Below are 19145 nucleotides of genomic sequence, written 5' to 3'. Positions count from 1 at the left end.
TAAAGGTGAGAAACCTAGCGACTTGGCATCAAGTGTCTTTGAAAAATAAAAAAACGAAAGCAATCAAGAACTTCTGGAATGGTTGGAGTGGGGAATACCACTTTTCACCAAACTTGATACAGTTCTCAATCATTTCGTTATCGAAATAAAGATCGTCCCGAGACAATACATCTCGTTCCAGGTATTCGATTAATAGTTCTCGTTCTTCGTTAAATTTAACTTTGCCCTCTCGATAAAGAGCGATATATTCATTTACGTACTTCTGTTACCTTGCTTCCAAACCACGGGCCTTATCAGCCTTAATCCAATACTCTTCAACCGTTGTTTCGTGTAGTCTCTCTGTCATCCCTTATACCTCTCCCCTCAAATCTTTTTTCCACCGTGTCGCTGCGGCCTTGTAGCGTTGTATGCCATCTTTTCCTGAATTGCCTCTTCCAGATCAATCCCGTATCTTCCGCAAGCGTCAAAGACTCTTATAACTACATCTGCAAGCTCTGAGGGGATGCCGCAAGGTTTCCATGTATCGTCAATCTGAATCACTTCTGTTCTAACCCTTCCATCCTCTTTCTTCTCGTACCAGTTTATCGTGATTGGTTCATTATTCCTGAAGTCTTCCAAAGCCTCCGAAAGCTCCGAATGCATAAGAGCGATTAATTCCCCGAAAGTCCGATGCTCTTCCCACCTTCCCTTTGAAACTGCGTTACTGTGCGCCTCATGTACTAACTCGTTAATTGTTTTCATATCCTTTTACCTTCCCCTCTGTTATTGGAATTTTCGGTTTTTAGGTATTCGCCCAGTCAATTTATAGGCATCTGCGTATAATGCCGTATAAAATATTTGGGAGGTAATTTTTTGAATAATTATCCAATGATGCATAACATGGCTAACATGCCTTACACGCCCAACATGCCCTACAAACCTCATATGCATCAAATGCCCCAATCTATCGTGGTCAATCCAGTAGATCATTGCGTTGTTGATGCTTTAATGTGCCTAATCGGAAAAGTTGTTATCTTGGAAACTACACGTGGTAGAATCGACGGATGTGTACTTGAAGTCAAACAAGACCATGTAGTTCTTGAACAAAGAAATAAGAATTTTTTTGTCCGTATCGCCGAGATCGTTTGGATCATGCCAGAATAATTCATGAATCAAAGGAGCTGTGTATGCAGCTCTTTTTTTATTTTTTTCGCCATCATATTTGACTAAGGTTTGTTATCCTCTCTATATGGGATAAGGCAGCCATAGCACGTTTTCCCTCGTCCTTGTCTATTGGGATATATCCAAATGTGTCTAGATGTACTGGATCGTAATTATCCTTGTCTGCATACCATCCCAGAACTTTAGTAAGTCGTTCATTCTCTTCCACCCATTCTTGAATGACAACTTGATTACTTTCTATCTCGCTTGTTAGGCGGTCATATTCTGATAGGAGATAGGCACGATGGTTTGCTTCAGATATTACAGGCACGTGTCTGTTTTCTAATCCGCCAGCCATACCTCCATCGCCTCTTGAACCACCATACATAAGGAAGGTTTATAAACTCCATATCTTGGTACGGAAGCATTCGAATCACGCATGAAAAATAAGGACGGAATTGATCCTCTCATTCCGTCATTCTTTATAGTCAGATTATTGTCCATTTTCGTTCGATAGATAAGTAGTAGTGAGAGGATTAGGCAAACATCTGATACGAATAGGATAACGCCCCCTTTGTCACCTGGTGCATAATTAGGAAGTGAATAGGGGCGAGAATTTTTAAATATACTCATTTAATTACTGGAGGGTTATATCATGCAAAAAGTAGTTTTGAACAATGGTGTTGAAATGCCTATACTCGGTTTTGGTGTTTATCAGATTCAAGATACAAATGAATGTGAACAAAGTGTTTATGACGCTATTATGGCAGGTTATCGCCTGATTGATACTGCCGCCTCTTATTTAAACGAAGAAGCAGTTGGCAGAGCAATTAAACGAAGTGGTGTAGCAAGAGAGGAATTATTTATCACTACGAAACTTTGGGTTCAGGATACTGGTTATGAACGCACTAAGAATGCATTTGAAAAATCACTGAACAGATTGCAGCTTGAATATTTGGATTTGTATTTAATTCATCAGCCATTTGGTGATGTGTATGGCTCATGGCGCGCTATGGAGGAACTATATCGTGAAGGTAAGGTCCGGGCAATTGGCGTAAGTAATTTTCAAGCGGATCGTCTGATTGATTTGATTATTCATAATGAGGTAATCCCTACCGTAAACCAGGTAGAAACACACCCTTTCAACCAGCAAATCGAAAGCGCAAAATTCATGAAAGAGAACAGTGTTCAGATAGAGTCATGGGCGCCTTTTGCTGAAGGAAAAAATAACTTGTTCGAAAATGAGTTGTTGGTAGCTATTGCTGAAAAGTATAATAAATCCGTTGCCCAGGTAGTTTTACGGTCGATGACACAAAGAGAAATCGTTGTGATTCCAAAGTCTGTTCGTAAGGAAAGAATAATCGAAAACTTCAATATCTTTGACTTTGAATTAAGCCAAGAGGATGTAGAGTCGATTACTGCATTAGATACGAAACAAAGCCTCTTCTTTTCACATCAGGACCCTGAAATGGTGAAATGGATTGGTACTAGGAAACTAGATATCTAACCAGAAAAATCACAGAGATAAATCTCTTATTAGCCCGTCCAATCACTCCTTTTGAAATGATCATAGATTGTATAAAAAGGTGGTGATCAAAATGGCTGCTAAAAATAAAGTGATATTTGTAAAGCTACATCCTGGTCAAAAATTGATTGTTACTTGTAATCATAAAAAGCGTCGCAGAAATCGCAATACTCAAAACACTCCAATTATTCAGCCCGATCAGAATACTCAGGACTTCCCTTGTTAACAATTTGTTTTGACGTTCAAATATGTATCTATAATAAGTTACTCTTTTCCCATGAGGGCTCTCCGCTTAAGAGGGTCCTTTTTTTGTGTAACCATATAGGCAGTTATACATAAAGTATAGTATCAATTATTAATGGAGGCTACCTATGTTTAGTTACTATCCACTATATTATGGGGGACGTTCGGATACTCACAATCAGCAAATTAATTATCAGAATTCTTTATTCCTCATTAATCAATCCGTCCAAGGTGAGAAGAACGATGAACTGTTTTATGATGAATTAATCCGGATGGCACCTACTGTTGATCAACAGAACATCATCATCTCAATAAGAGATGATGAAAGGAAACACAATGTCATGTTTCGGGACATCTATCGTTCATTAACCGGACGAGAAGTAACAGGTATCAGCAATGAAGAATTCATTAAACCTTCCTCCTATTTAGAAGGAATTCAGAAGGCTTTATTCGGTGAGTTATCTGCAGTCGAGAAGTATAGAGAAATTTGGAAAGGTCTACCTGTTGGACCATATAGAGACGCTCTCTTTGAGATTATTCTAGATGAGTTGAAACATTCAAGTAAATATAATTACCTATTCACTCTAAATAGTGTCCTCTCTAAATAGATCATGATGGACTGGATGAAAAGCTTATATTACTCAAATAAGCCATTCATCCTTTTTTTTGTTACAAAAAGCTTTAGGCGGAATCTATGTATACTCCACAGACCAACAACCATTAAATATACCCCAGGTAACTTAGCCGTTACCCTTAATCCATTTCTCCATAAATTAATAAGAAAAGGAGGAATGTATAGGTGGAGGCATATTTTAACTGCTTACGTTGTATGAACAGAAGAGTCCGTATTTTGACGATCCAAGGTGAAACGCATGAAGGAATTATCACGAATGTAGACAGAAATAATGTTTATTTAAGAACTGATCCTAGAGGGGAAGTACTAACTTCAGGATTTTTTGGGAGCAATGAGATTTTAACGTTAAGTCTGTTTACGTTGCTTGCCATAGCTTTAATTTAGTTCTGAATATACAATTTCAATTTTGAAAAAGCACTTGTGAAGGCTACCTTCACAAGTGCTTTTATCTGTCTTTATTGCCCCTGCAATAAAAAAATAGGCTAATGCCGTGAGCGTCATGGGTTCAAATCCATAGACTGGTGTTAAGTACAATTACCTAGGAGGTTATCAAGAGATGGAACCTAATAATTATCAACAGATTTGCTGGACTTGTATGAATAAGTACGTTGGCATACAAACAACAGATGGTAAGGCGCATGACGGGTTTATCGCTCACGTAGACCAAGATTATGTTACCCTTGCTATCCCAAGTGATGAAATGATTGATCGCTTAACTGGAATGCCTGCTCAGGAATCTACTTATAGACAATTTGGTTTCCACCCCGGATTTTTCCCAAGACGTCGATTTTTTCATCGCCGTATCCCTTTTTTCGGAATTAGAGATCTCTTTTTGCTTCCATTTTTCTTCTAACAAAGGGGAGGGATATGAACAATCATATCCCTCCTCCGTATTATCAAGAACCTAGCATTTACTATCTAAGCTCTGTAAAATATCTTATTTCTTCTTTGACCCTTACAAAACCAACGGATTCATACAATGATAAAGCGGAGTCATTGGTAGTTAAAGCCATTAATCTAACGGATTGTTGTTCATGATCCTTCAAATAATTCAACGCGGTTATAAGCATATATTTCGCAACTCCACGATGTCTCCAGGGTTCACGTACAAATACATCTTCAATAACCCCGTTATCTTCTTCCTGCCATACCATTAAGCTGCCCACAATCGTAGAGGAAGTGACTTCACGAACAACTATGGCTGTCCAAAGTGGATTTCCCTTATACTCGGACAACCTTTCAAATCCTAGTGGTGTATCTGGCCAAATCTCCGCATCTAGCTCCAAATACTCTTGTTCTTCACTAGGAGTTTGCATCTTCCAGTTCATCAAATGAAGATCTTCACTCAATTGTAGCGTTGGGATCAGATCACTTAAATTGCGTTCCATTGTATACAGGCTGTTCAAATGTTGGAAACCCTTTTCATTATTGAAATATTGATTGTTGGCAATCTCTGATAAATTATTCCCCACACAAAGTATGGTTTCATAATCCTTTGATAAAGACTCTTTTAAATGCAAAGCACGCGAATAAAGATATTGATAGACTTGTTCCATCAAGATAAAGTCATATTCTCTTTCGGGAATCGTTTTTAAATTAACATAGATTGAATGCTTGCTGTCGGTAGAACGACCAGGTGGAACAATATTAATAATACTAACTTGCCCTTTAGCCACCATTTTGCCATTCTCAGATGCACAATATACATTAACCCAGTTATCTTGATCACCAACCCACCAAAATACCGCGTTTTCCCTTGAGGTTACTGCGTTGTATAATTCACCAAGTAAGGGCATATCCTCTTGTTGAAAATTACGGATTTGTTGTTCATGTAACTGGTCAATTGATTTATTCAAATAAAATCCCCTTTTCAAATCGTCTTTTCCATTTATCGTAGCATTAATATCATCATTCCTATATGTAAAATAAAACTATTATCATTTTTTACCTAAAAGCATCCATCAGAATAAGCGAATGTAAACACAGGGTCTAATAATCATATTTTTATCTCTCTACGGGAATACTTCAAACAACCCGTAAGGAGGTAGCAAAAATGGATCAACTCAAGCAATTACTCATCCAAATTGAACAATTACGTCAACAATTAAATGATTTACACCAAAACAAAAATTTCACTGATCCTGAAGTTATTATTGCCAGTCAAATGTTAGACGCGGTCCTAAATGAGTATTATCGGCTAATGCAGATCAAATCCAAGAATGATCCTAGTTAGTGGCCGCCAGATATGAACTGTATAATTCCGATAATAAACATAACAGCAAAGAAACCTAACACAACATAAAGAATGGTCCGAACGGTATCATCCTGCTTTTTGTGCTGCTTGGAGTTCGCTTCCAAGGCAGCTATCCGCTCTTCAAGCTGCTGAATCCTTTTATTATCCTCGCTCATACAGCTAACACCTCACTTCAATTTACTACTTATATTTGTCCCAATTATTATATTCTTCTTAGAACAACAAAATACCTTGTCTATCACGACAAGGTATTCTCAAATATATTCAAAAGGGGGTAACTCAATAATAGACTCTTAATATTAAAATTAGATTACACTAATATGAAAATATGATTAAAAAATAGAGTTTAGCTCGCTTTTGGTTTATTGAAGAGTCCCAAGCGATATAAAACCGTAACCAAACGGTAAAAAGGGAGACTTTCTCTATTCGGTGTGTTAATAATCGGGTTTTTTGTGTCGAAATTCACGGCTGCCGTAACAGCATCTTTCGCCCAATCCGGTAAGCTCATGTCATTACTCTTCTCTAATTGCGCGATCCGATCAGATTGATTCTTCACTAAATCTTGTAAAGCTTGGAACTGCCTCTTCTCATCTGCCGTCATAGGCTCATCTCCTCTCTCCTCATCATATTGATAGAGATTATACCTGTCCATCAGAGCAATCAGCTTATTAGCATAGCTAGGATCGGTAGCATAGCCAGCGGCTGCAACCACCTTTGCTGCTTCTTTACCACTTTTTCCTAAAAGATTGGCATAACGCTTACCTTTTAAAAATCGAGTATGATCTGCTACAGATTCATCCCAAGACGTATACTTGCAGAAAGCAGCGTTTACTTTTATCGGCTTCCCCGCCACATATTCGGTAGTAGGCATGATGATACTCCCTGCAGAACCTTTACCTTTAATACCAAACAGATTATTTCCCTTCACGGTCAGACCGCTGGCGCCCCAATTGGATTCCAAAGCGCCTTGAGCGATGGTTAAGGCTGCAGAAATGCCGCTATCCAGCCATTGGCTAACAGCGGATGGTGCTAGTTTGGCGATAAACGCATCGCTATTCATTCTCATCACCTCCATTATAAGAAATGAAAATGCGAGAATGAGGGTTTGTACATCTTGCCCTATTTTTTATTCCATAATGGTATCGGGATGAGCTACTTGCTCTAATTTGTGCTGGATATGTTCCTCACTACCAAGATAATATTTCTCAATAGGATGTAGTTGTTCGTCTAAGGTATATACCAAAGGAATTCCGGTTGGAATATTAAGATCAATAATCTCCTCATTGCTCAAATTGTCCAAGTATTTAATCAAGGCTCTCAAACTATTACCGTGAGCTGAAATAATGACATGCTTGCCATTCATGATCTGAGGAGCGATCTCCTTCTCCCAATAATCCTGTACTCGGACAACCGTTTCCTTAAGGCTCTCAGCTAGCGGAATCAACTGATCAGGAACATCTCGGTACTTATCTTCATTGCGAGGATATCGTTCATCGTCCTTCGTTAGTGCCGGAGGCAATACATCGTAACTTCTACGCCACAGTCTAACTTGTTCATCACCATATTTCTGTGCAGTAGTCAGCTTACTTAATCCTTGTAGCGCACCATAATGACGTTCATTAAGTTGCCATGTCTTATAGGTAGGAATCCATAATAAATTCATAGTATCAAGGATGTAATGTAATGTTTTGATCGCACGTCTCAAGTAAGAAGTATAAGCAACATCAAACACTAAATTCTCCTCTTTAAGCAGCTTACCTGCTGCCATTGCTTCTTCAACGCCTTTTTCAGACAAATCAACATCTGTCCAGCCGGTAAAAAGATTCGATTTGTTCCATTCGCTTTCTCCATGTCTTACAAGCACTAATTTATACATTCAAGATCATTCCCTTCTACTACGTTTATTTGTATGCACCCTAAATTGCACGAAATTACACCCTCATAAGCGATCCTACTCCGCTAAATATCCTTTTGCAACAGCATCACCAACAAGCCATACAGCGTAATCATGCAGTGCTGGTGCAGGGATGGCCATTTGGGTTATCCGTTTCAGCACCTGAGAGCTTCTGACACCATGTTTACGCCAAGATGCTCCGCACGTATAGTAATTGTGTAACAATGGTTGCAGGCGATCAATCGTGGCCGCATATCGCGACTCCATAGTCTCCCCTGCTTCAAATTCCAGCCAAAGCGACATCAGCTCATCTCCTTGATCACTTGGAAGCAGTCCAAAAATGCGATTAGCCGCCAGTTGCTCTCGTTGAAACTTATCATTATGCCCTGCCTCGTCATACGCAAACGTATCGCCTGCATCAATTTCAACAATGTCATGAATAAGCAACATTTTAATCACTTTTGTCAGATCTGGACGAGGTTCTGCTGCATATTCCAGCATAATCATTGCCATGACAGCTAGGTGCCAAGTATGCTCAGCATCATTTTCTTGCCTCGAAGCATCCATGAGCAGGGATTGACGTAAGACAGCTTTAAGCTTATCGATTTCTCGTATAAATTCAATTTGTTGATGTAAACGAATTGATTCATTCATAATGGATTCTCTCCTAGGTCATTTCTATTTATTCGAAAATACCACATTTGTTGCTTCGGTTCAAAAGTGCTCCCATCCGATATATACTCTAGTCATTTTTGCTGTGTTATAATGATTAATATTAATGAAAAGTGGAGGATAAAATGAGTAAGTTCATGATCCTAGTTTTTTTATCCTGGCTAACAGGTAGCCCCTTGCTTGCACTACTTATCCTACTCGTAATTGTGTATTTCATTGATCGACGCTTTATCGGCATATTTCCCAGCATCTCTAAGCCATTTCGTCGTTCCCGAAACATCTCACGACTACGTCAGCAGATATCTGTGAATCATTTTGATGTCTCTTCCAAACGTGAACTTGCACGATTACTACTTGAAAGACGTAAATTTTCTGAAGCCTATGATCTCTTACAGGAGGTTCAATCTTCCTCAGAATCGTCAGCCGAGTATTGGAACGATCTTGGAACCGCCGTTCTAGGCTTAGGACGAATCGAAGAAGGTGAGGAATATATCCTACGCGCGCTTCATTTAAATGAACGTGTCAGATACGGTCAGCCTTATGTCCATCTCGCCTCTGCTTATCGAACGATTGATCCTCAGAAAGCATTACATTACGCTGCTAGATTCGGGGAAATTCAATCCTCTTCCAGTGAAGCATTTTATTTGCTCGGTGTACTGTACCAATCGCTTGGTCAGAAAGTCGAAGCAAAGCGTGCATTCGATGAATCGATCGCCATCTACCGTACCCTACCAAAATACAAGAAACGTCACGAGCGCAAGTGGGCTCTACGTAGTTTCTTCAAACGTTCAACTTTATAATAAAAATACCGTCAACCCCTATTGAGGAAATTGACGGTATTTTTTATTCATTTCGTTGATTATTCTTCTGCTTCTTCTTCATCATCAACCTCATAAAAACAGCGGAATTGTTCTAAGCCACCCTCATTAGATTCGAATCCCATAACTTGAAATCCCACATTGCGGAAGAACTCGGCTCCCTCTTCATCCGTAACCGTAAAGACTGACGTTGGTTGCTTCTGTAGGATCATTTCAACAATTAAGCCTCGTCCATATCCTTTCATCCGATCTTCTGGACGAACAGCAAGATGAATAATTTCTAACTGATGGTCGCTATTCATACGTCCACCGATAAGACCAACATACTCATCCTCATCAACATACGCATACAGCTCATACTCTCCGTTCGAACTATATAGTTTGATCGCTTGTTCCAATGCTTCTGGATCAGAGAATACTGCGGATTCCAGAAGCTCTTTAACTGGCGATGCATCAACTTTTGAAGTCACAAGTGTTAGCAATTTATCACTCCTTTCAACTTTAGGTAACTCTTTAATTCAATACGTTCGCATGACACTTTATCATAAAAGTACATTAAACTCCACTTATTCGATAAAAATCTCTTGCTTTTTATTTAATCCCGATTATAATAATCGGTATACAAGGATAAAAAATAAAGGTGATGAGATTATGAATCAAACACTTCACAACCATTCCGAGAAAATTAACGATTATCTAGACTTGTTGAACTATGCCAAACAAATGGGTGATACAGCTTGGCAAGAAGACATTGTAGAGATCTTGAGTAAACTAATTTCACCGGAGGATTCTATAGAACCATCCGGTACTAATGAAGAGCTTTGGGAACGTTTTGATCAAATCAATTCCACGATGCTGGAATTATATATGTCCATTCGCGAAACAAGCGACGAAGATCATAAACAACAATTATTAGAACAAATGTGGGAGCTTAAACTGGAAAGGATCTCTATTTCACGTCAAATTAAGAATGACTATTTTAGTCTAGAAGAATTGTGGTTCGAGGAATAGAACAACTCCACATAAAAAAAACAGTACGCTGAGATATCCTCAACGTACTGTTTAACTTATTTTTTCTCAATGAGTTCTGTACGTCCATCTTCATAACCGATAATTACCGTATCCGTAATTCCCACGAATAGACCATGCTCCACAACCCCAGTTAACGCCTTAAGTTCTTCAGCAAGTGTCGCCGGTGATTCAATCACTCCAAAAGCAGCATCCACAATGAAATTACCATTATCCGTTACATAAAGCTCATCACCATTTTTTCTTAATTCAAATGGAACATCATATTTACTTTCCAATAATTTGAGTGTCCATTCATAGGTAAAAGGCACGATTTCAATAGGAAGTTTAAATTGTCCTAGACTAGAAACCTTCTTACCACTATCCGCTATGACAATAAACTTATCGCTATGGATGGCAACCAGCTTCTCACGAAGCAAAGCTCCACCTCCACCTTTAATCAATGCCATTTCCGGATCAACCTCATCTGCACCATCAATGGCCAGATCCAAATGATCCACTTCCGCTGCGGTAATGAGCGGTATGTTATATTTCTTAGCAAGCTCTTCCGAAGCATTCGAAGTAGCAATGGCACGAATACGAAGTCCTTGACTTACCATTTCTCCAATCTTCTCAATCGCATAGTAAGCAGTAGAGCCTGTCCCTAGACCAATTGTCATTCCATCTTTTACCCATTCAGCAGCACGGTATCCCGCCGCTTGTTTTGCGTTCATGTAGTACTCCTCCTATACGTATTACATCAGTTGTTCTTTTTACGAGGCAATCCATGATTATCATATCAAAAAATACGTTAAAAAAGAACAGCACACCCTTGACCCCGGTATGCTGCGCTGATCATCATTACTTCTCAATAAAGGCCTTTATTCCTGCAAATGAGACATCCTCTACCGATACCCCGTTCACAAATACCGTAGGCGTTCCTTCAACCTTGGAATCATTAGCGATCTGGATGTCATTATTCACATTTTCGATATATTTTTGGCTGTCCAACTCTTTCTCAAACTGCTTCATATCAACACTGGGAAGATTGCTCTGCACCAAATTCATAATAAACTCCTTGGTAGCCCAAGTCTCAGCATGATCACCTTGATTTTTCATCATCGCTTTGTAATAAGTCCAGAAATATTCCTGACTCTGCTGATATAAGGTCTCTCCAGCAAGGGCAGCAAGCGTGGAATCCGGGGCAAGGAAAGGAAGATCTACATAATATAGAACTGCTTTGCCTGTATCTAAGTATTCCTTCTTTAGTTCGGGGACTACCTCTTCTGTCCATTGTTTGCAATAAGGACATTTGTAATCAGCAAATTCTACGATCACAATAGGAGCTTTAGGGTCACCGATAAAGGGTTGTTTCGCAGGTTCAAATCCTATTAATCTCTGTTCATTTAAAGTATTCACTGGAGAATTTACTTCCGCTTTCTCTTTGTCATTTGTAGACTTATTCACTAGCAGGAATCCAATGAGCAGCATAACAATTACAACCGCTCCCAACAATAAAAAGGGACCCCATTTTTTATTCCTCACAAACTCTCCCCCTCAATACATACAAGATCTAATTGTATGATTATACGGGTTAAAGAGATTTTTTACTAGATGAAACCCCGCCATTTCCAATCCATATTTTGATAATATTGTGAATTTATACTATCCTTGGTGTAATGGTTTGGGTTGAGGAGCTTTGGCCCGATGACCTCCGTCTTTTCCAGACTCTGGCTTTACCATAAGCAGTAACAAAATAACCGCCACCAAAGAAACCCCTGCAAAAACAAAGAACATCGTCATATGTCCCGAAGGTATTAAGAGAGACATGATGGGTGGCCCTAATGACACACCTATAAACCGCATACTACTGTAAATCGAGGTAATGGTACCACGAAGCTCCTTCTCGATCCCTTCAGTAATTAGGGCATCCGAACTCGGTAGCACAATACCAATCCCCGCACCACAAACAATGAGGCAGGTGATCACAAAATAGATATTGTTGAAGAACCCAATTCCAAACAAGGCGGCCGTTGACATAACTAGTCCAACCACACCGCACCATTTCATTAAATTTTTGTTCTTACCAATCTTTTTTCCTGTAAAATAAGAAGTTAAGCAAAGAGCGGCTAATGGAATAGCCAGAACCAGCCCTTTGATAACCCCCTTCAGATTATGTTTAATTTCGAGTTGATCAGATAAATAGAACAATACTCCAAAGAGTAAAAACATGCAGATACAACCAATGGCAAAAATGGCATAGAGCCAACGGCCCTTCTCCTTAAATACACTTTTTACGGACTTCATAAACTGAGGCAAGTTTTTTTCTTGTTCCTTTGCTTTCTTTTTCGGCTCTTTAACTAAGAATAGTACAAGCAATAATGAAATTAAACAGAGCACTGGGATGGCAAGGAAAGGAACGTACCAGACCCATGCCCCAAGCAATGCTCCTAAAATCGGGCTTAATACCTTACCAAATGTATTCGACGTCTCAATGATTCCTAGATTTTTACTCACTTGTTCGTCGTCATCAAACATATCACCTACAAGCGGTATCACGATAGGAAAAGCCCCCGCAGCCCCGATCCCCTGTAGAAATCTCCCCGCCAAAATAATCCAATACACCATCATTCCATCAGCCATCCATGAAGCTGCTCCCGATACAGCTCCGCCTATTCCCGCGATAATCAAGCTGGGAATGATAATAATCCTGCGACCAAATTTATCCGAAAGATACCCCGCTACAGGAATGAGCAGAATAGCAACCAAGGCATATACCGTAATCAGCATACTGACCTGAAATGAAGAGATGTGTAGCTCGCGAGAAATTTGCGGCAGAATCGGAATCAACATCGAGTTCCCCAAAGTCATAATCAGCGGAATGGATGCGAGAGCAAACAAATCGCCTTTCTTACTATCCATCTTTCAACCTCCTTCCCTAACGATTACACATTAGATACCCGTTAGTGTGGTTGAAAAACGTTAAAATATTCTCTTTTAAATTTATTCAGACATCTTAACATTGATATACGTCGAAGGGTCAGCTTCTCTAATGAATCGACTAGGTTCACCAAGAGAATATATATGCAGTAAATGCATTGCCCTAGTGCATGCGGTATAGAATAGCTTCCGCTCAGCTTCCCGAGTGTACTTCAAATCGGAGCCATCATAAATGATTACAGCGTCAAATTCCACACCTTTAGCTAAATATGCCGGAATGATGTGAATTCCTTTTTCGAACGAAAGCGTCGTTTTTTTGATCAGTTTGACAGGTAAGTTTAGAGAAAGAGCTTCATAGGTTTCCAAACTTTCCTCCGCAGTCTTACAAATCACTGCAATGGTCTCATACCCGTCAGCACGAAGAGATTCTATATCATCACGTATGCGATGGTTCAGCATTTCTTTATCTGATACCTTTCGGACTTCTGGCTTCTCACCATCACGATTAAATGGAACAATCGACTCACCTCCAGGAATCATTCCCCGGGTAAATTCAACGATCTCACGTGTCGATCGATAGCTTTGGAACAGAGTAATTAATTCACTCTCCTCCTCACCATACAAGTCAATAAGAACATTAGATTGTTGAAGTACTGACGCATGCGCATAGATCGCCTGGTTGAGATCTCCTAGTGTCGTCATACGAGCACGTGGGAATAACCTTTTTAGGAAAAACAACTGAAATGGTGAGTAGTCCTGGGCTTCGTCTATGATCACGTGACGGATTTCAGTATTTGAGCGGAAACCTAAAATGAGCTCCTTCAAATAAAGAAAAGGGGTAACATCCTCATAGAACAACTCACCTTCCCTAAGCTTTTGCAAGGTAAGTTTGCTGATTTCTTGCCAATCTTCTGGTAATTTACCTAAACTGATCTCCGACATCAAATCGTGATCACGGAACATCTGAGCGTATAGCTTTGTGATATCCACGAATCGTAGAGCCTTTACCCACTTACGAAGCGGCTTTAATCGATCGCTAACAATCATTTTTCCGAGAATATCTCGCTCTTGCTCGAAATCACCAAAGGAAGGGTCTTTACCTTGTTGCTTACGCCGCATTCGACGATAAGCCTTTTGATATTCATCCGTATCAAGAAGCTGAATTTGCTCTTCAACCCAAGGTTCCCCCAGCTCACCTTTCGCGAAGTTTGCCAGCTCTTTCAGTAGCCACTCTTTCAACAGTTCACAACGATTGGCTAGTCGAATCGCTGGGTCAAATGAATAAAATTTCTCCCTGATGAGTTCTGAACTCACGAATTCTTTCCCTTGAAACCGCAGTGGCTTGAACTTCATTTCCTTGTTCTCAAGTAATTCCTTATAACGATTGATGGCTTCTAAATAAACAGACGAAGATTTATAACGGATACCGTTGATCCTTGAAGCATATCCTTCATCTTCTTCCCCGGATAATACATATTCAATTTGCATAAAAGGATCCTCAAGCTGAAACTCCCGCCCGAGACGATGTTCAAGATATTCTTGGAATGTGGTTTGGCGCATATTCTCTTCACCCAGTTCTGGAAGAACTGTCGAGACATAGCTATTAAACATGGGATTCGGAGAGAACAGAATCATTTGATCGGCTCTCAGATCCTCCCGATGCTTGTAGAGCAAATAAGCTACACGTTGTAGCGCAGCGGAGGTTTTTCCACTACCAGCTGTACCTTGCACGATCAGCATTCGATGGCGATCATCGCGAATAATGCGATTTTGCTCCCTCTGAATTGTAGCTACAATGCTACGCATTTGCGCGTCTGAACTACGACTTAGTACTTGCTGTAATAACTCATCACCGATCGTCATACCCGTATCAAACATCACCTTGATCTGACGACCCTGTATCACAAATTGACGCTTAAGCGACAGTTTGCCTTGTATCGTACCAGAAGGAGTTTCGTATGAAACTTCGCCAGGAACACTATCGTAATACAAATTAGAAATAGGAGCCCGCCAGTCGTAGATGAGGAACTCTTCGTCTCCTTCTTCTAGAAGTGAAGCAATACCAAGATAAATATTTTCCACATCAGCTCCTTCCTCAGCAAAGTCGATTCTGCCGAAATAAGGTGACTGACGAAGTCGTTTCATCTTGATTAACGCGCTTGAAGAGTGTAAGTGCTTACTCTCGCGTTCCGATAAAACTTGGGACTGTTGGCGCAAGCTTGTTGAAGTCTCACCAACATCATCAGCTTCGCTAAAGTTAACTGTTACTTCATCCCAGAAGTCTTTCCGCATCTCAACAACATCACCACGAACAATACCTACCTCTTGCTCCAATGTAGAGATCCTAGATTCAATTTGGTCCCCAACATACTCTACTCGCTGTTGCTCTTGCAACCAAACCTTATCTGTACTACTCAATTACAACGCCCTCCCCGATTGGATCCAACCTTTTTATTGACATTCATTATCTTACCACAAGTAAAGCCCCGTCAAAATTGACGAGACTTGTATTTAGGATTAAACCGGCTGAGTGCTTGAAACGTACAAAACAAAAAAAACACCGCTATGCGAGTGGAGGAATATCTCCTCCTAGAGTGAATCCTAATAGCATACAAGTGCTAATGATGGGATTTCTTCTGACTCCTTTCCAATAAACATTTCTAAATGAATGATATTAGAGAAAATCCTATTCTTTGATAATCTTCATCATAATATTCCTTCTATTCCAAATTATATTGAATATACATACGTATTTTACTATAATATGAATTAGAAATGACAGAGTGAACATTTTCACAACTACATCATGGAGCTCCTTTATGGTTGGATGATATTACTAACTAATAAAGGAGCTTTTATTTTTATCACGAGGAGGAAGGAGATATTCAAAATGATATAAATCAGGAATTAATAAAGGTGCAAACTAAGAGTGAACATTTTCACAACTTAGTTGGATAATATTACCCACCAATAAAAGGAGCTTTTTATTTTTATCACGAGGGGGAAAGAAAAAATGAAAAAAATGTGGATATGGCTTTTGACAGGCCTTTTAATCATAACAGCATTAACAGGATTCACCTCAGCTAAAGATAACTCGAAAATCGAAAAAAATCTCAAAGCAAATACGGTGCTTTCTGACGATAACATCGATGATTTATTTGTACTAGGAAAAATTTGGGGCTATCTGAAATACTATCATCCCAATGTAGCCAAAGGGGATCGGAATTGGGATGATGAATTGTTTCTCATTTTACCAAAAGTGCTTGAAGCGAAATCCCCAAAGAAAAGAGACATGATTCTCTCTGACTGGATTGACAGCCTAGGAGCTTATGCAACGGACTCTAACAAGCCGGTTGAGCCTTACGAAATTAAAGTTAAGCCGGATTTGGACTGGATTACGAAGCTTAACTTGGAAGATAAATTAGAAACCAAGCTGCTGAATCTGAAAATCGCCAAAAGAACAGGTGAAAATCAATATATAAGCATAAATGAAGGTGCTGGAAATCCGATATTTACAGAAGAAGCCTTCAGTGATATGAATTACCCGGGAGTTGGTTACCGTTTATTGTCTGTTTACCGCTACTGGAATATTATTGAGTATTATTTTCCTCACAAAAATTTAATTGAAGAAGACTGGGATAACGTTCTCAAGGAGTTTATACCTAAGTTTGTTAAGGCGTCCAATGAGCAGGAGTATAAGCTGACGACGTTGGAGATCATAGCCAGAATCCATGATAGCCATGCAGGTCTTTGGGAGAAGAACCCGACCATCAATCGTTATTGGGGCGAGAATTATTCGCCTTTAGTGGTGTCTTTTGTAGAAGACAAACTGGTTGTTACTAGTTATTACAATGAGGTATTAGGGAAAGATACCGGACTGAAAATTGGAGATGTTATTACAAAAATCAATAAGAAGCCTGTGAGCAAAATTGTAAAAGAAAAATTAAAATACATTCCAGCTTCAAACTTTTCGACTCAATTGAGGGATATCTCCGGCAAATTATTACGTACAAATGATTCGCACCTGACTATTGATTTTGAAAGAGACGGTAAAGCTAAGGAATCTAAGCTTAAGATGTATTCGCCTTCCCAACTTGATGTGGCAGCTTATGATCCATTTAATCCATTTAACAAGCAAGATTACTATAGTCAGATCGACCCTGAAATTTCCTATATTTATTTAGGAAACCTGATGAATGAAAATATTCCGGAAATATCCAAAAAAATCAGTAATTCTAAAGGATTGATTATTGACTTAAGATGCTACCCTAAAGAATTTACCGTGCACTCCTTATCGGCGCTTTTACTTCCCCAAAGTACTGATTTTACGGCTATATCCATGGCGAATACCCTGGAACCAGGCCAATTTCTTATGGTAACACTGCCGACAGGGAAGAGCAACCCGGAGTATTTTAAAGGGAAAGTCGTCATTCTGGTCAATGAATTAACGCAGAGTCTGGCGGAATTCACGACGATGGCCCTAAAAACTGCTCCTGATGCCACAGTGATCGGAAGCACGACAGCTGGGGCTGACGGCGATATGTCTATAATTAAACTGCCTGGTGGCCTTACTACTGCGATTTCAGGGACTGGCATCTATTATCCGGACGGTTCGGAAACCCAGCGGATCGGAATTATCCCTGATATTACAGTGAAGCCTACGATACAAGGAATTAAAGAAAATCGAGACGAGGTTCTTCAAAAAGCAATTGATTTGATCCATGAATCCAGCCAGGGCAAATAAGAAGATCTCATTTCATTTATGACCCAGTTTTTTTTAACAAAAAATCCTATATTAAAGTAAAAGTCGCCTAAATTGGCGACTTTTTTCTTTAGGCCTTAAGTTGGGCGTGTAAAACGCACAAAATAAAAAAACCACCCTATGCGGGTGGTCATGATTATTTATCATCAGAGCCCTTGTCCGTAGGTGCACCTGTAGAATGATCCGCTAGTCGGTTTAGCCTTTCCAACTGGTGCCCATATTCATACATTTCAGCTGAAACAATCGACAAGCGCAATACCCCTTCTCGCTGGATCGCATAACGATCGAGCATTTGGCGCATAAATGCATCGTTCTCCTGTTCAAACTGCATTCCCTCTAGAAAATTTGGTTTCAGCTTATCGTTAAACTTCAATAAAATATGCTCATGAAACTTCGTAAGCTTCTCTAAATGTAGATCGAATTCATGATTAATCTCTGGGGAACGAACCGCTTGAAAATAATGCTCCTCCACTGCATCAAGTACTTCATAGCCTTTACGAAGCGTCTTCAACATCTGCTTATATACAACGAGCTGGCGAGCTTCACTGAATTTAGGTGTCTTTAATTTCTTCTGATCTTCATCCATCAGCTTATATTTATCACTTAGTGAATTAATCGCTTCTTCTAGAGATCTCTTCTCACTTCGGTAGATCGTTGCCTTAATCTCATCAGAAATAGCTGTCCGTAATAGCAAAGACAAATGATCAAATGTTTGCCCAATTTGAACTTCATATTGTACCTTGGGTTTCGGTGGATAAACAATAATGTTAATTATAAACGCAGATAAGATGCCAATTAAACTGAGCACAAAACGATGAAGTGCAAACTCCCATTGACCTGAAGCTTCCATAACCGCTACCACAGTTACAAGAGTAATCCCGATCGTTTCGCCCATTTTCAATTTAAGACATATCATGATAACCAGAATACATACAAGTCCAACAGCGATAGGACTATTGGATAACAGCATCCCTCCAAGCACCGCCAAGATCGCACCGAACGTTATCGACTGAAGCTGATCTCTTAAGTAACGCCAAGATCGATAGATAGATGGCTGCATGGCAAAAATAGCGGCAACTGCAGCGATAACGGGAGAAGGTAAATTAATCCAATAAACAACGTAAAGTGCTAAGGTTACCGCTAGTCCTGTTTTTAACATTCTTGCACCAAATGTCATATCTATCCCTCCTTTTCAGGCTTTATCCCTATATTATCATCTAAATTAATACCCTAATTTTAAGGTATAACCAACCAT

At 39.6% G+C, this 19145-nt stretch carries 24 protein-coding genes and 1 pseudogene; 10 read left to right on the top strand and 15 right to left on the bottom strand.

Annotated features, from left to right (window positions below; translation table 11 throughout):
- Window positions 1–37 precede the first annotated feature (37 nt).
- Together IEW05_RS05790 and IEW05_RS05785 are read right to left on the bottom strand one after the other, a co-directional pair.
- Window positions 38–244, bottom strand: a pseudogene (locus IEW05_RS05790) (terminase large subunit); the annotation flags it as partial.
- A gap of 119 nt (window positions 245–363) precedes the next feature.
- Window positions 364–741: a nucleoside triphosphate pyrophosphohydrolase family protein gene (locus tag IEW05_RS05785; RefSeq protein ID WP_188536695.1), complete on the bottom strand. Its 378-nt coding sequence runs from the start codon at window positions 739–741 to the stop codon at window positions 364–366.
- 126 nt (window positions 742–867) lie between these two features.
- Between IEW05_RS05785 and IEW05_RS05780 the strand changes: the two genes are divergently transcribed.
- Window positions 868–1143, top strand: a complete 276-nt coding sequence (locus IEW05_RS05780) for a DUF2642 domain-containing protein (protein WP_188540742.1) — start codon at window positions 868–870, stop codon at window positions 1141–1143.
- 52 nt (window positions 1144–1195) lie between these two features.
- Here the strand turns inward: IEW05_RS05780 and IEW05_RS05775 are convergent, their stop codons facing one another.
- Both IEW05_RS05775 and IEW05_RS25725 read right to left on the bottom strand, forming a co-directional pair.
- Window positions 1196–1498, bottom strand: a complete 303-nt coding sequence (locus tag IEW05_RS05775; protein WP_188536693.1) for a hypothetical protein — start codon at window positions 1496–1498, stop codon at window positions 1196–1198.
- A complete protein-coding gene (locus IEW05_RS25725) occupies window positions 1483–1773 on the bottom strand; it encodes an AraC family transcriptional regulator (RefSeq protein ID WP_229753273.1) in 291 nt (96 codons plus the stop codon). Before IEW05_RS25725 ends, IEW05_RS05775 begins: the two co-directional genes overlap by 16 nt.
- A 22-nt stretch (window positions 1774–1795) precedes the next feature.
- Between IEW05_RS25725 and IEW05_RS05770 the strand changes: the two genes are divergently transcribed.
- The 5 genes from IEW05_RS05770 (at window position 1796) to IEW05_RS05750 (ending at window position 4395) form a co-directional block, all read left to right on the top strand.
- A complete protein-coding gene (locus tag IEW05_RS05770; protein ID WP_188536691.1) occupies window positions 1796–2647 on the top strand; it encodes an aldo/keto reductase in 852 nt (283 codons plus the stop codon).
- A 91-nt stretch (window positions 2648–2738) separates the two neighbouring features.
- Window positions 2739–2891 carry a hypothetical protein gene (locus tag IEW05_RS05765; protein WP_188536689.1) on the top strand — a complete coding sequence of 51 codons (153 nt, stop codon included), beginning with the start codon at window positions 2739–2741 and terminating at the stop codon, window positions 2889–2891.
- 145 nt (window positions 2892–3036) lie between these two features.
- Window positions 3037–3516, top strand: a complete 480-nt coding sequence (locus tag IEW05_RS05760; protein WP_188536687.1) for a ferritin-like domain-containing protein — start codon at window positions 3037–3039, stop codon at window positions 3514–3516.
- Window positions 3517–3707: 191 nt separating this feature from the next.
- Window positions 3708–3926 carry a hypothetical protein gene (locus IEW05_RS05755; protein ID WP_188536685.1) on the top strand — a complete coding sequence of 73 codons (219 nt, stop codon included), beginning with the start codon at window positions 3708–3710 and terminating at the stop codon, window positions 3924–3926.
- Between the two features lie 172 nt (window positions 3927–4098).
- Window positions 4099–4395 (top strand): phosphatidylinositol kinase, encoded by a 297-nt coding sequence (locus IEW05_RS05750; RefSeq protein ID WP_188536683.1) that lies wholly within the window; start codon window positions 4099–4101, stop codon window positions 4393–4395.
- Window positions 4396–4456: 61 nt separating this feature from the next.
- Here IEW05_RS05750 and IEW05_RS05745 read toward each other — a convergent pair whose 3' ends face one another.
- Complete coding sequence (locus IEW05_RS05745) at window positions 4457–5338, bottom strand: GNAT family N-acetyltransferase (protein WP_188540741.1); 882 nt, start codon at window positions 5336–5338, stop codon at window positions 4457–4459.
- Between the two features lie 257 nt (window positions 5339–5595).
- Here IEW05_RS05745 and IEW05_RS05740 point away from each other — a divergent pair, with 257 nt between their 5' ends.
- On the top strand, window positions 5596–5775 hold the full coding sequence (locus tag IEW05_RS05740) for an aspartyl-phosphate phosphatase Spo0E family protein (protein ID WP_188536681.1): 180 nt from the start codon (window positions 5596–5598) through the stop codon (window positions 5773–5775).
- Here IEW05_RS05740 and IEW05_RS05735 read toward each other — a convergent pair.
- The 4 genes from IEW05_RS05735 to IEW05_RS05720 all read right to left on the bottom strand — a co-directional run bounded on the left by IEW05_RS05735 (window position 5772) and on the right by IEW05_RS05720 (window position 8344).
- Entirely contained in the window at window positions 5772–5951 is a 180-nt protein-coding gene (locus tag IEW05_RS05735; RefSeq protein ID WP_188536679.1) for a hypothetical protein, read from the bottom strand. The genes IEW05_RS05740 and IEW05_RS05735 overlap by 4 nt on opposite strands.
- Before the next feature lie 191 nt (window positions 5952–6142).
- Window positions 6143–6856 (bottom strand): glycoside hydrolase family 73 protein, encoded by a 714-nt coding sequence (locus IEW05_RS05730; RefSeq protein WP_229753272.1) that lies wholly within the window; start codon window positions 6854–6856, stop codon window positions 6143–6145.
- Between the two features lie 66 nt (window positions 6857–6922).
- The gene (gene gpmA / locus IEW05_RS05725; protein ID WP_188536675.1) at window positions 6923–7672 is read right to left on the bottom strand and encodes a 2,3-diphosphoglycerate-dependent phosphoglycerate mutase; all 750 of its coding nucleotides are present in this window, start codon (window positions 7670–7672) and stop codon (window positions 6923–6925) included.
- Window positions 7673–7747: 75 nt separating this feature from the next.
- Window positions 7748–8344, bottom strand: coding sequence for an HD domain-containing protein (locus tag IEW05_RS05720; protein WP_188536674.1), 597 nt, complete (start codon window positions 8342–8344; stop codon window positions 7748–7750).
- Window positions 8345–8487: 143 nt separating this feature from the next.
- Between IEW05_RS05720 and IEW05_RS05715 the strand changes: the two genes are divergently transcribed.
- A complete protein-coding gene (locus tag IEW05_RS05715; protein ID WP_188536672.1) occupies window positions 8488–9162 on the top strand; it encodes a tetratricopeptide repeat protein in 675 nt (224 codons plus the stop codon).
- Window positions 9163–9221: 59 nt separating this feature from the next.
- Here IEW05_RS05715 and IEW05_RS05710 read toward each other — a convergent pair whose 3' ends face one another.
- Window positions 9222–9650: a GNAT family N-acetyltransferase gene (locus IEW05_RS05710; RefSeq protein ID WP_229753271.1), complete on the bottom strand. Its 429-nt coding sequence runs from the start codon at window positions 9648–9650 to the stop codon at window positions 9222–9224.
- Between the two features lie 181 nt (window positions 9651–9831).
- Here IEW05_RS05710 and IEW05_RS05705 point away from each other — a divergent pair, with 181 nt between their 5' ends.
- Window positions 9832–10191 (top strand): hypothetical protein, encoded by a 360-nt coding sequence (locus tag IEW05_RS05705; RefSeq protein WP_188536668.1) that lies wholly within the window; start codon window positions 9832–9834, stop codon window positions 10189–10191.
- Window positions 10192–10247: 56 nt separating this feature from the next.
- Here the strand turns inward: IEW05_RS05705 and rpiA are convergent, their stop codons facing one another.
- The 4 genes from rpiA to helD form a co-directional block, all read right to left on the bottom strand.
- Window positions 10248–10922, bottom strand: a complete 675-nt coding sequence (gene rpiA / locus IEW05_RS05700; protein WP_188536666.1) for a ribose-5-phosphate isomerase RpiA — start codon at window positions 10920–10922, stop codon at window positions 10248–10250.
- Between the two features lie 127 nt (window positions 10923–11049).
- Complete coding sequence (locus tag IEW05_RS05695; protein WP_188536664.1) at window positions 11050–11733, bottom strand: DsbA family protein; 684 nt, start codon at window positions 11731–11733, stop codon at window positions 11050–11052.
- A gap of 120 nt (window positions 11734–11853) precedes the next feature.
- Window positions 11854–13110 carry a bacillibactin exporter BcbE gene (bcbE, locus tag IEW05_RS05690; protein WP_188536662.1) on the bottom strand — a complete coding sequence of 419 codons (1257 nt, stop codon included), beginning with the start codon at window positions 13108–13110 and terminating at the stop codon, window positions 11854–11856.
- 81 nt (window positions 13111–13191) lie between these two features.
- Window positions 13192–15546, bottom strand: coding sequence for an RNA polymerase recycling motor HelD (gene helD / locus IEW05_RS05685; protein ID WP_188536660.1), 2355 nt, complete (start codon window positions 15544–15546; stop codon window positions 13192–13194).
- A gap of 595 nt (window positions 15547–16141) precedes the next feature.
- On the opposite strand from helD, the gene IEW05_RS05680 reads away from it, so the two are divergent.
- Window positions 16142–17872, top strand: coding sequence for a S41 family peptidase (locus IEW05_RS05680; protein WP_188536658.1), 1731 nt, complete (start codon window positions 16142–16144; stop codon window positions 17870–17872).
- Window positions 17873–18026: 154 nt separating this feature from the next.
- Here the strand turns inward: IEW05_RS05680 and IEW05_RS05675 are convergent, their stop codons facing one another.
- Complete coding sequence (locus IEW05_RS05675; RefSeq protein ID WP_188536656.1) at window positions 18027–19067, bottom strand: FUSC family protein; 1041 nt, start codon at window positions 19065–19067, stop codon at window positions 18027–18029.
- Between the last annotated feature and the right edge of the window lie 78 nt (window positions 19068–19145).

This window comes from Paenibacillus segetis, from assembly GCF_014639155.1.
Classification (GTDB): domain Bacteria; phylum Bacillota; class Bacilli; order Paenibacillales; family Paenibacillaceae; genus Fontibacillus; species Fontibacillus segetis.
The sequence above is the reverse complement of the archived record's forward strand: the minus strand, read 5'-3'. Positions and strand labels throughout refer to the sequence as shown.

Excerpts from the sequence above, each read along its gene's own strand:
- IEW05_RS05785 (WP_188536695.1), bottom strand. The coding sequence starts at position 741 with ATGAAAACAATTAACGAGTTAGTACATGAGGCGCACAGTAACGCAGTT.
- IEW05_RS05780 (WP_188540742.1), top strand. The coding sequence starts at position 868 with ATGATGCATAACATGGCTAACATGCCTTACACGCCCAACATGCCCTAC.
- IEW05_RS05775 (WP_188536693.1), bottom strand. The coding sequence starts at position 1,498 with ATGGCTGGCGGATTAGAAAACAGACACGTGCCTGTAATATCTGAAGCA.
- IEW05_RS25725 (WP_229753273.1), bottom strand. The coding sequence starts at position 1,773 with ATGAGTATATTTAAAAATTCTCGCCCCTATTCACTTCCTAATTATGCA.
- IEW05_RS05770 (WP_188536691.1), top strand. The coding sequence starts at position 1,796 with ATGCAAAAAGTAGTTTTGAACAATGGTGTTGAAATGCCTATACTCGGT.
- IEW05_RS05765 (WP_188536689.1), top strand. The coding sequence starts at position 2,739 with ATGGCTGCTAAAAATAAAGTGATATTTGTAAAGCTACATCCTGGTCAA.
- IEW05_RS05760 (WP_188536687.1), top strand. The coding sequence starts at position 3,037 with ATGTTTAGTTACTATCCACTATATTATGGGGGACGTTCGGATACTCAC.
- IEW05_RS05750 (WP_188536683.1), top strand. The coding sequence starts at position 4,099 with ATGGAACCTAATAATTATCAACAGATTTGCTGGACTTGTATGAATAAG.
- IEW05_RS05745 (WP_188540741.1), bottom strand. The coding sequence starts at position 5,338 with ATGCCCTTACTTGGTGAATTATACAACGCAGTAACCTCAAGGGAAAAC.
- IEW05_RS05740 (WP_188536681.1), top strand. The coding sequence starts at position 5,596 with ATGGATCAACTCAAGCAATTACTCATCCAAATTGAACAATTACGTCAA.
- IEW05_RS05735 (WP_188536679.1), bottom strand. The coding sequence starts at position 5,951 with ATGAGCGAGGATAATAAAAGGATTCAGCAGCTTGAAGAGCGGATAGCT.
- IEW05_RS05730 (WP_229753272.1), bottom strand. The coding sequence starts at position 6,856 with ATGAATAGCGATGCGTTTATCGCCAAACTAGCACCATCCGCTGTTAGC.
- gpmA (WP_188536675.1), bottom strand. The coding sequence starts at position 7,672 with ATGTATAAATTAGTGCTTGTAAGACATGGAGAAAGCGAATGGAACAAA.
- IEW05_RS05720 (WP_188536674.1), bottom strand. The coding sequence starts at position 8,344 with ATGAATGAATCAATTCGTTTACATCAACAAATTGAATTTATACGAGAA.
- IEW05_RS05715 (WP_188536672.1), top strand. The coding sequence starts at position 8,488 with ATGAGTAAGTTCATGATCCTAGTTTTTTTATCCTGGCTAACAGGTAGC.
- IEW05_RS05705 (WP_188536668.1), top strand. The coding sequence starts at position 9,832 with ATGAATCAAACACTTCACAACCATTCCGAGAAAATTAACGATTATCTA.
- rpiA (WP_188536666.1), bottom strand. The coding sequence starts at position 10,922 with ATGAACGCAAAACAAGCGGCGGGATACCGTGCTGCTGAATGGGTAAAA.
- bcbE (WP_188536662.1), bottom strand. The coding sequence starts at position 13,110 with ATGGATAGTAAGAAAGGCGATTTGTTTGCTCTCGCATCCATTCCGCTG.
- IEW05_RS05680 (WP_188536658.1), top strand. The coding sequence starts at position 16,142 with ATGAAAAAAATGTGGATATGGCTTTTGACAGGCCTTTTAATCATAACA.
- IEW05_RS05675 (WP_188536656.1), bottom strand. The coding sequence starts at position 19,067 with ATGACATTTGGTGCAAGAATGTTAAAAACAGGACTAGCGGTAACCTTA.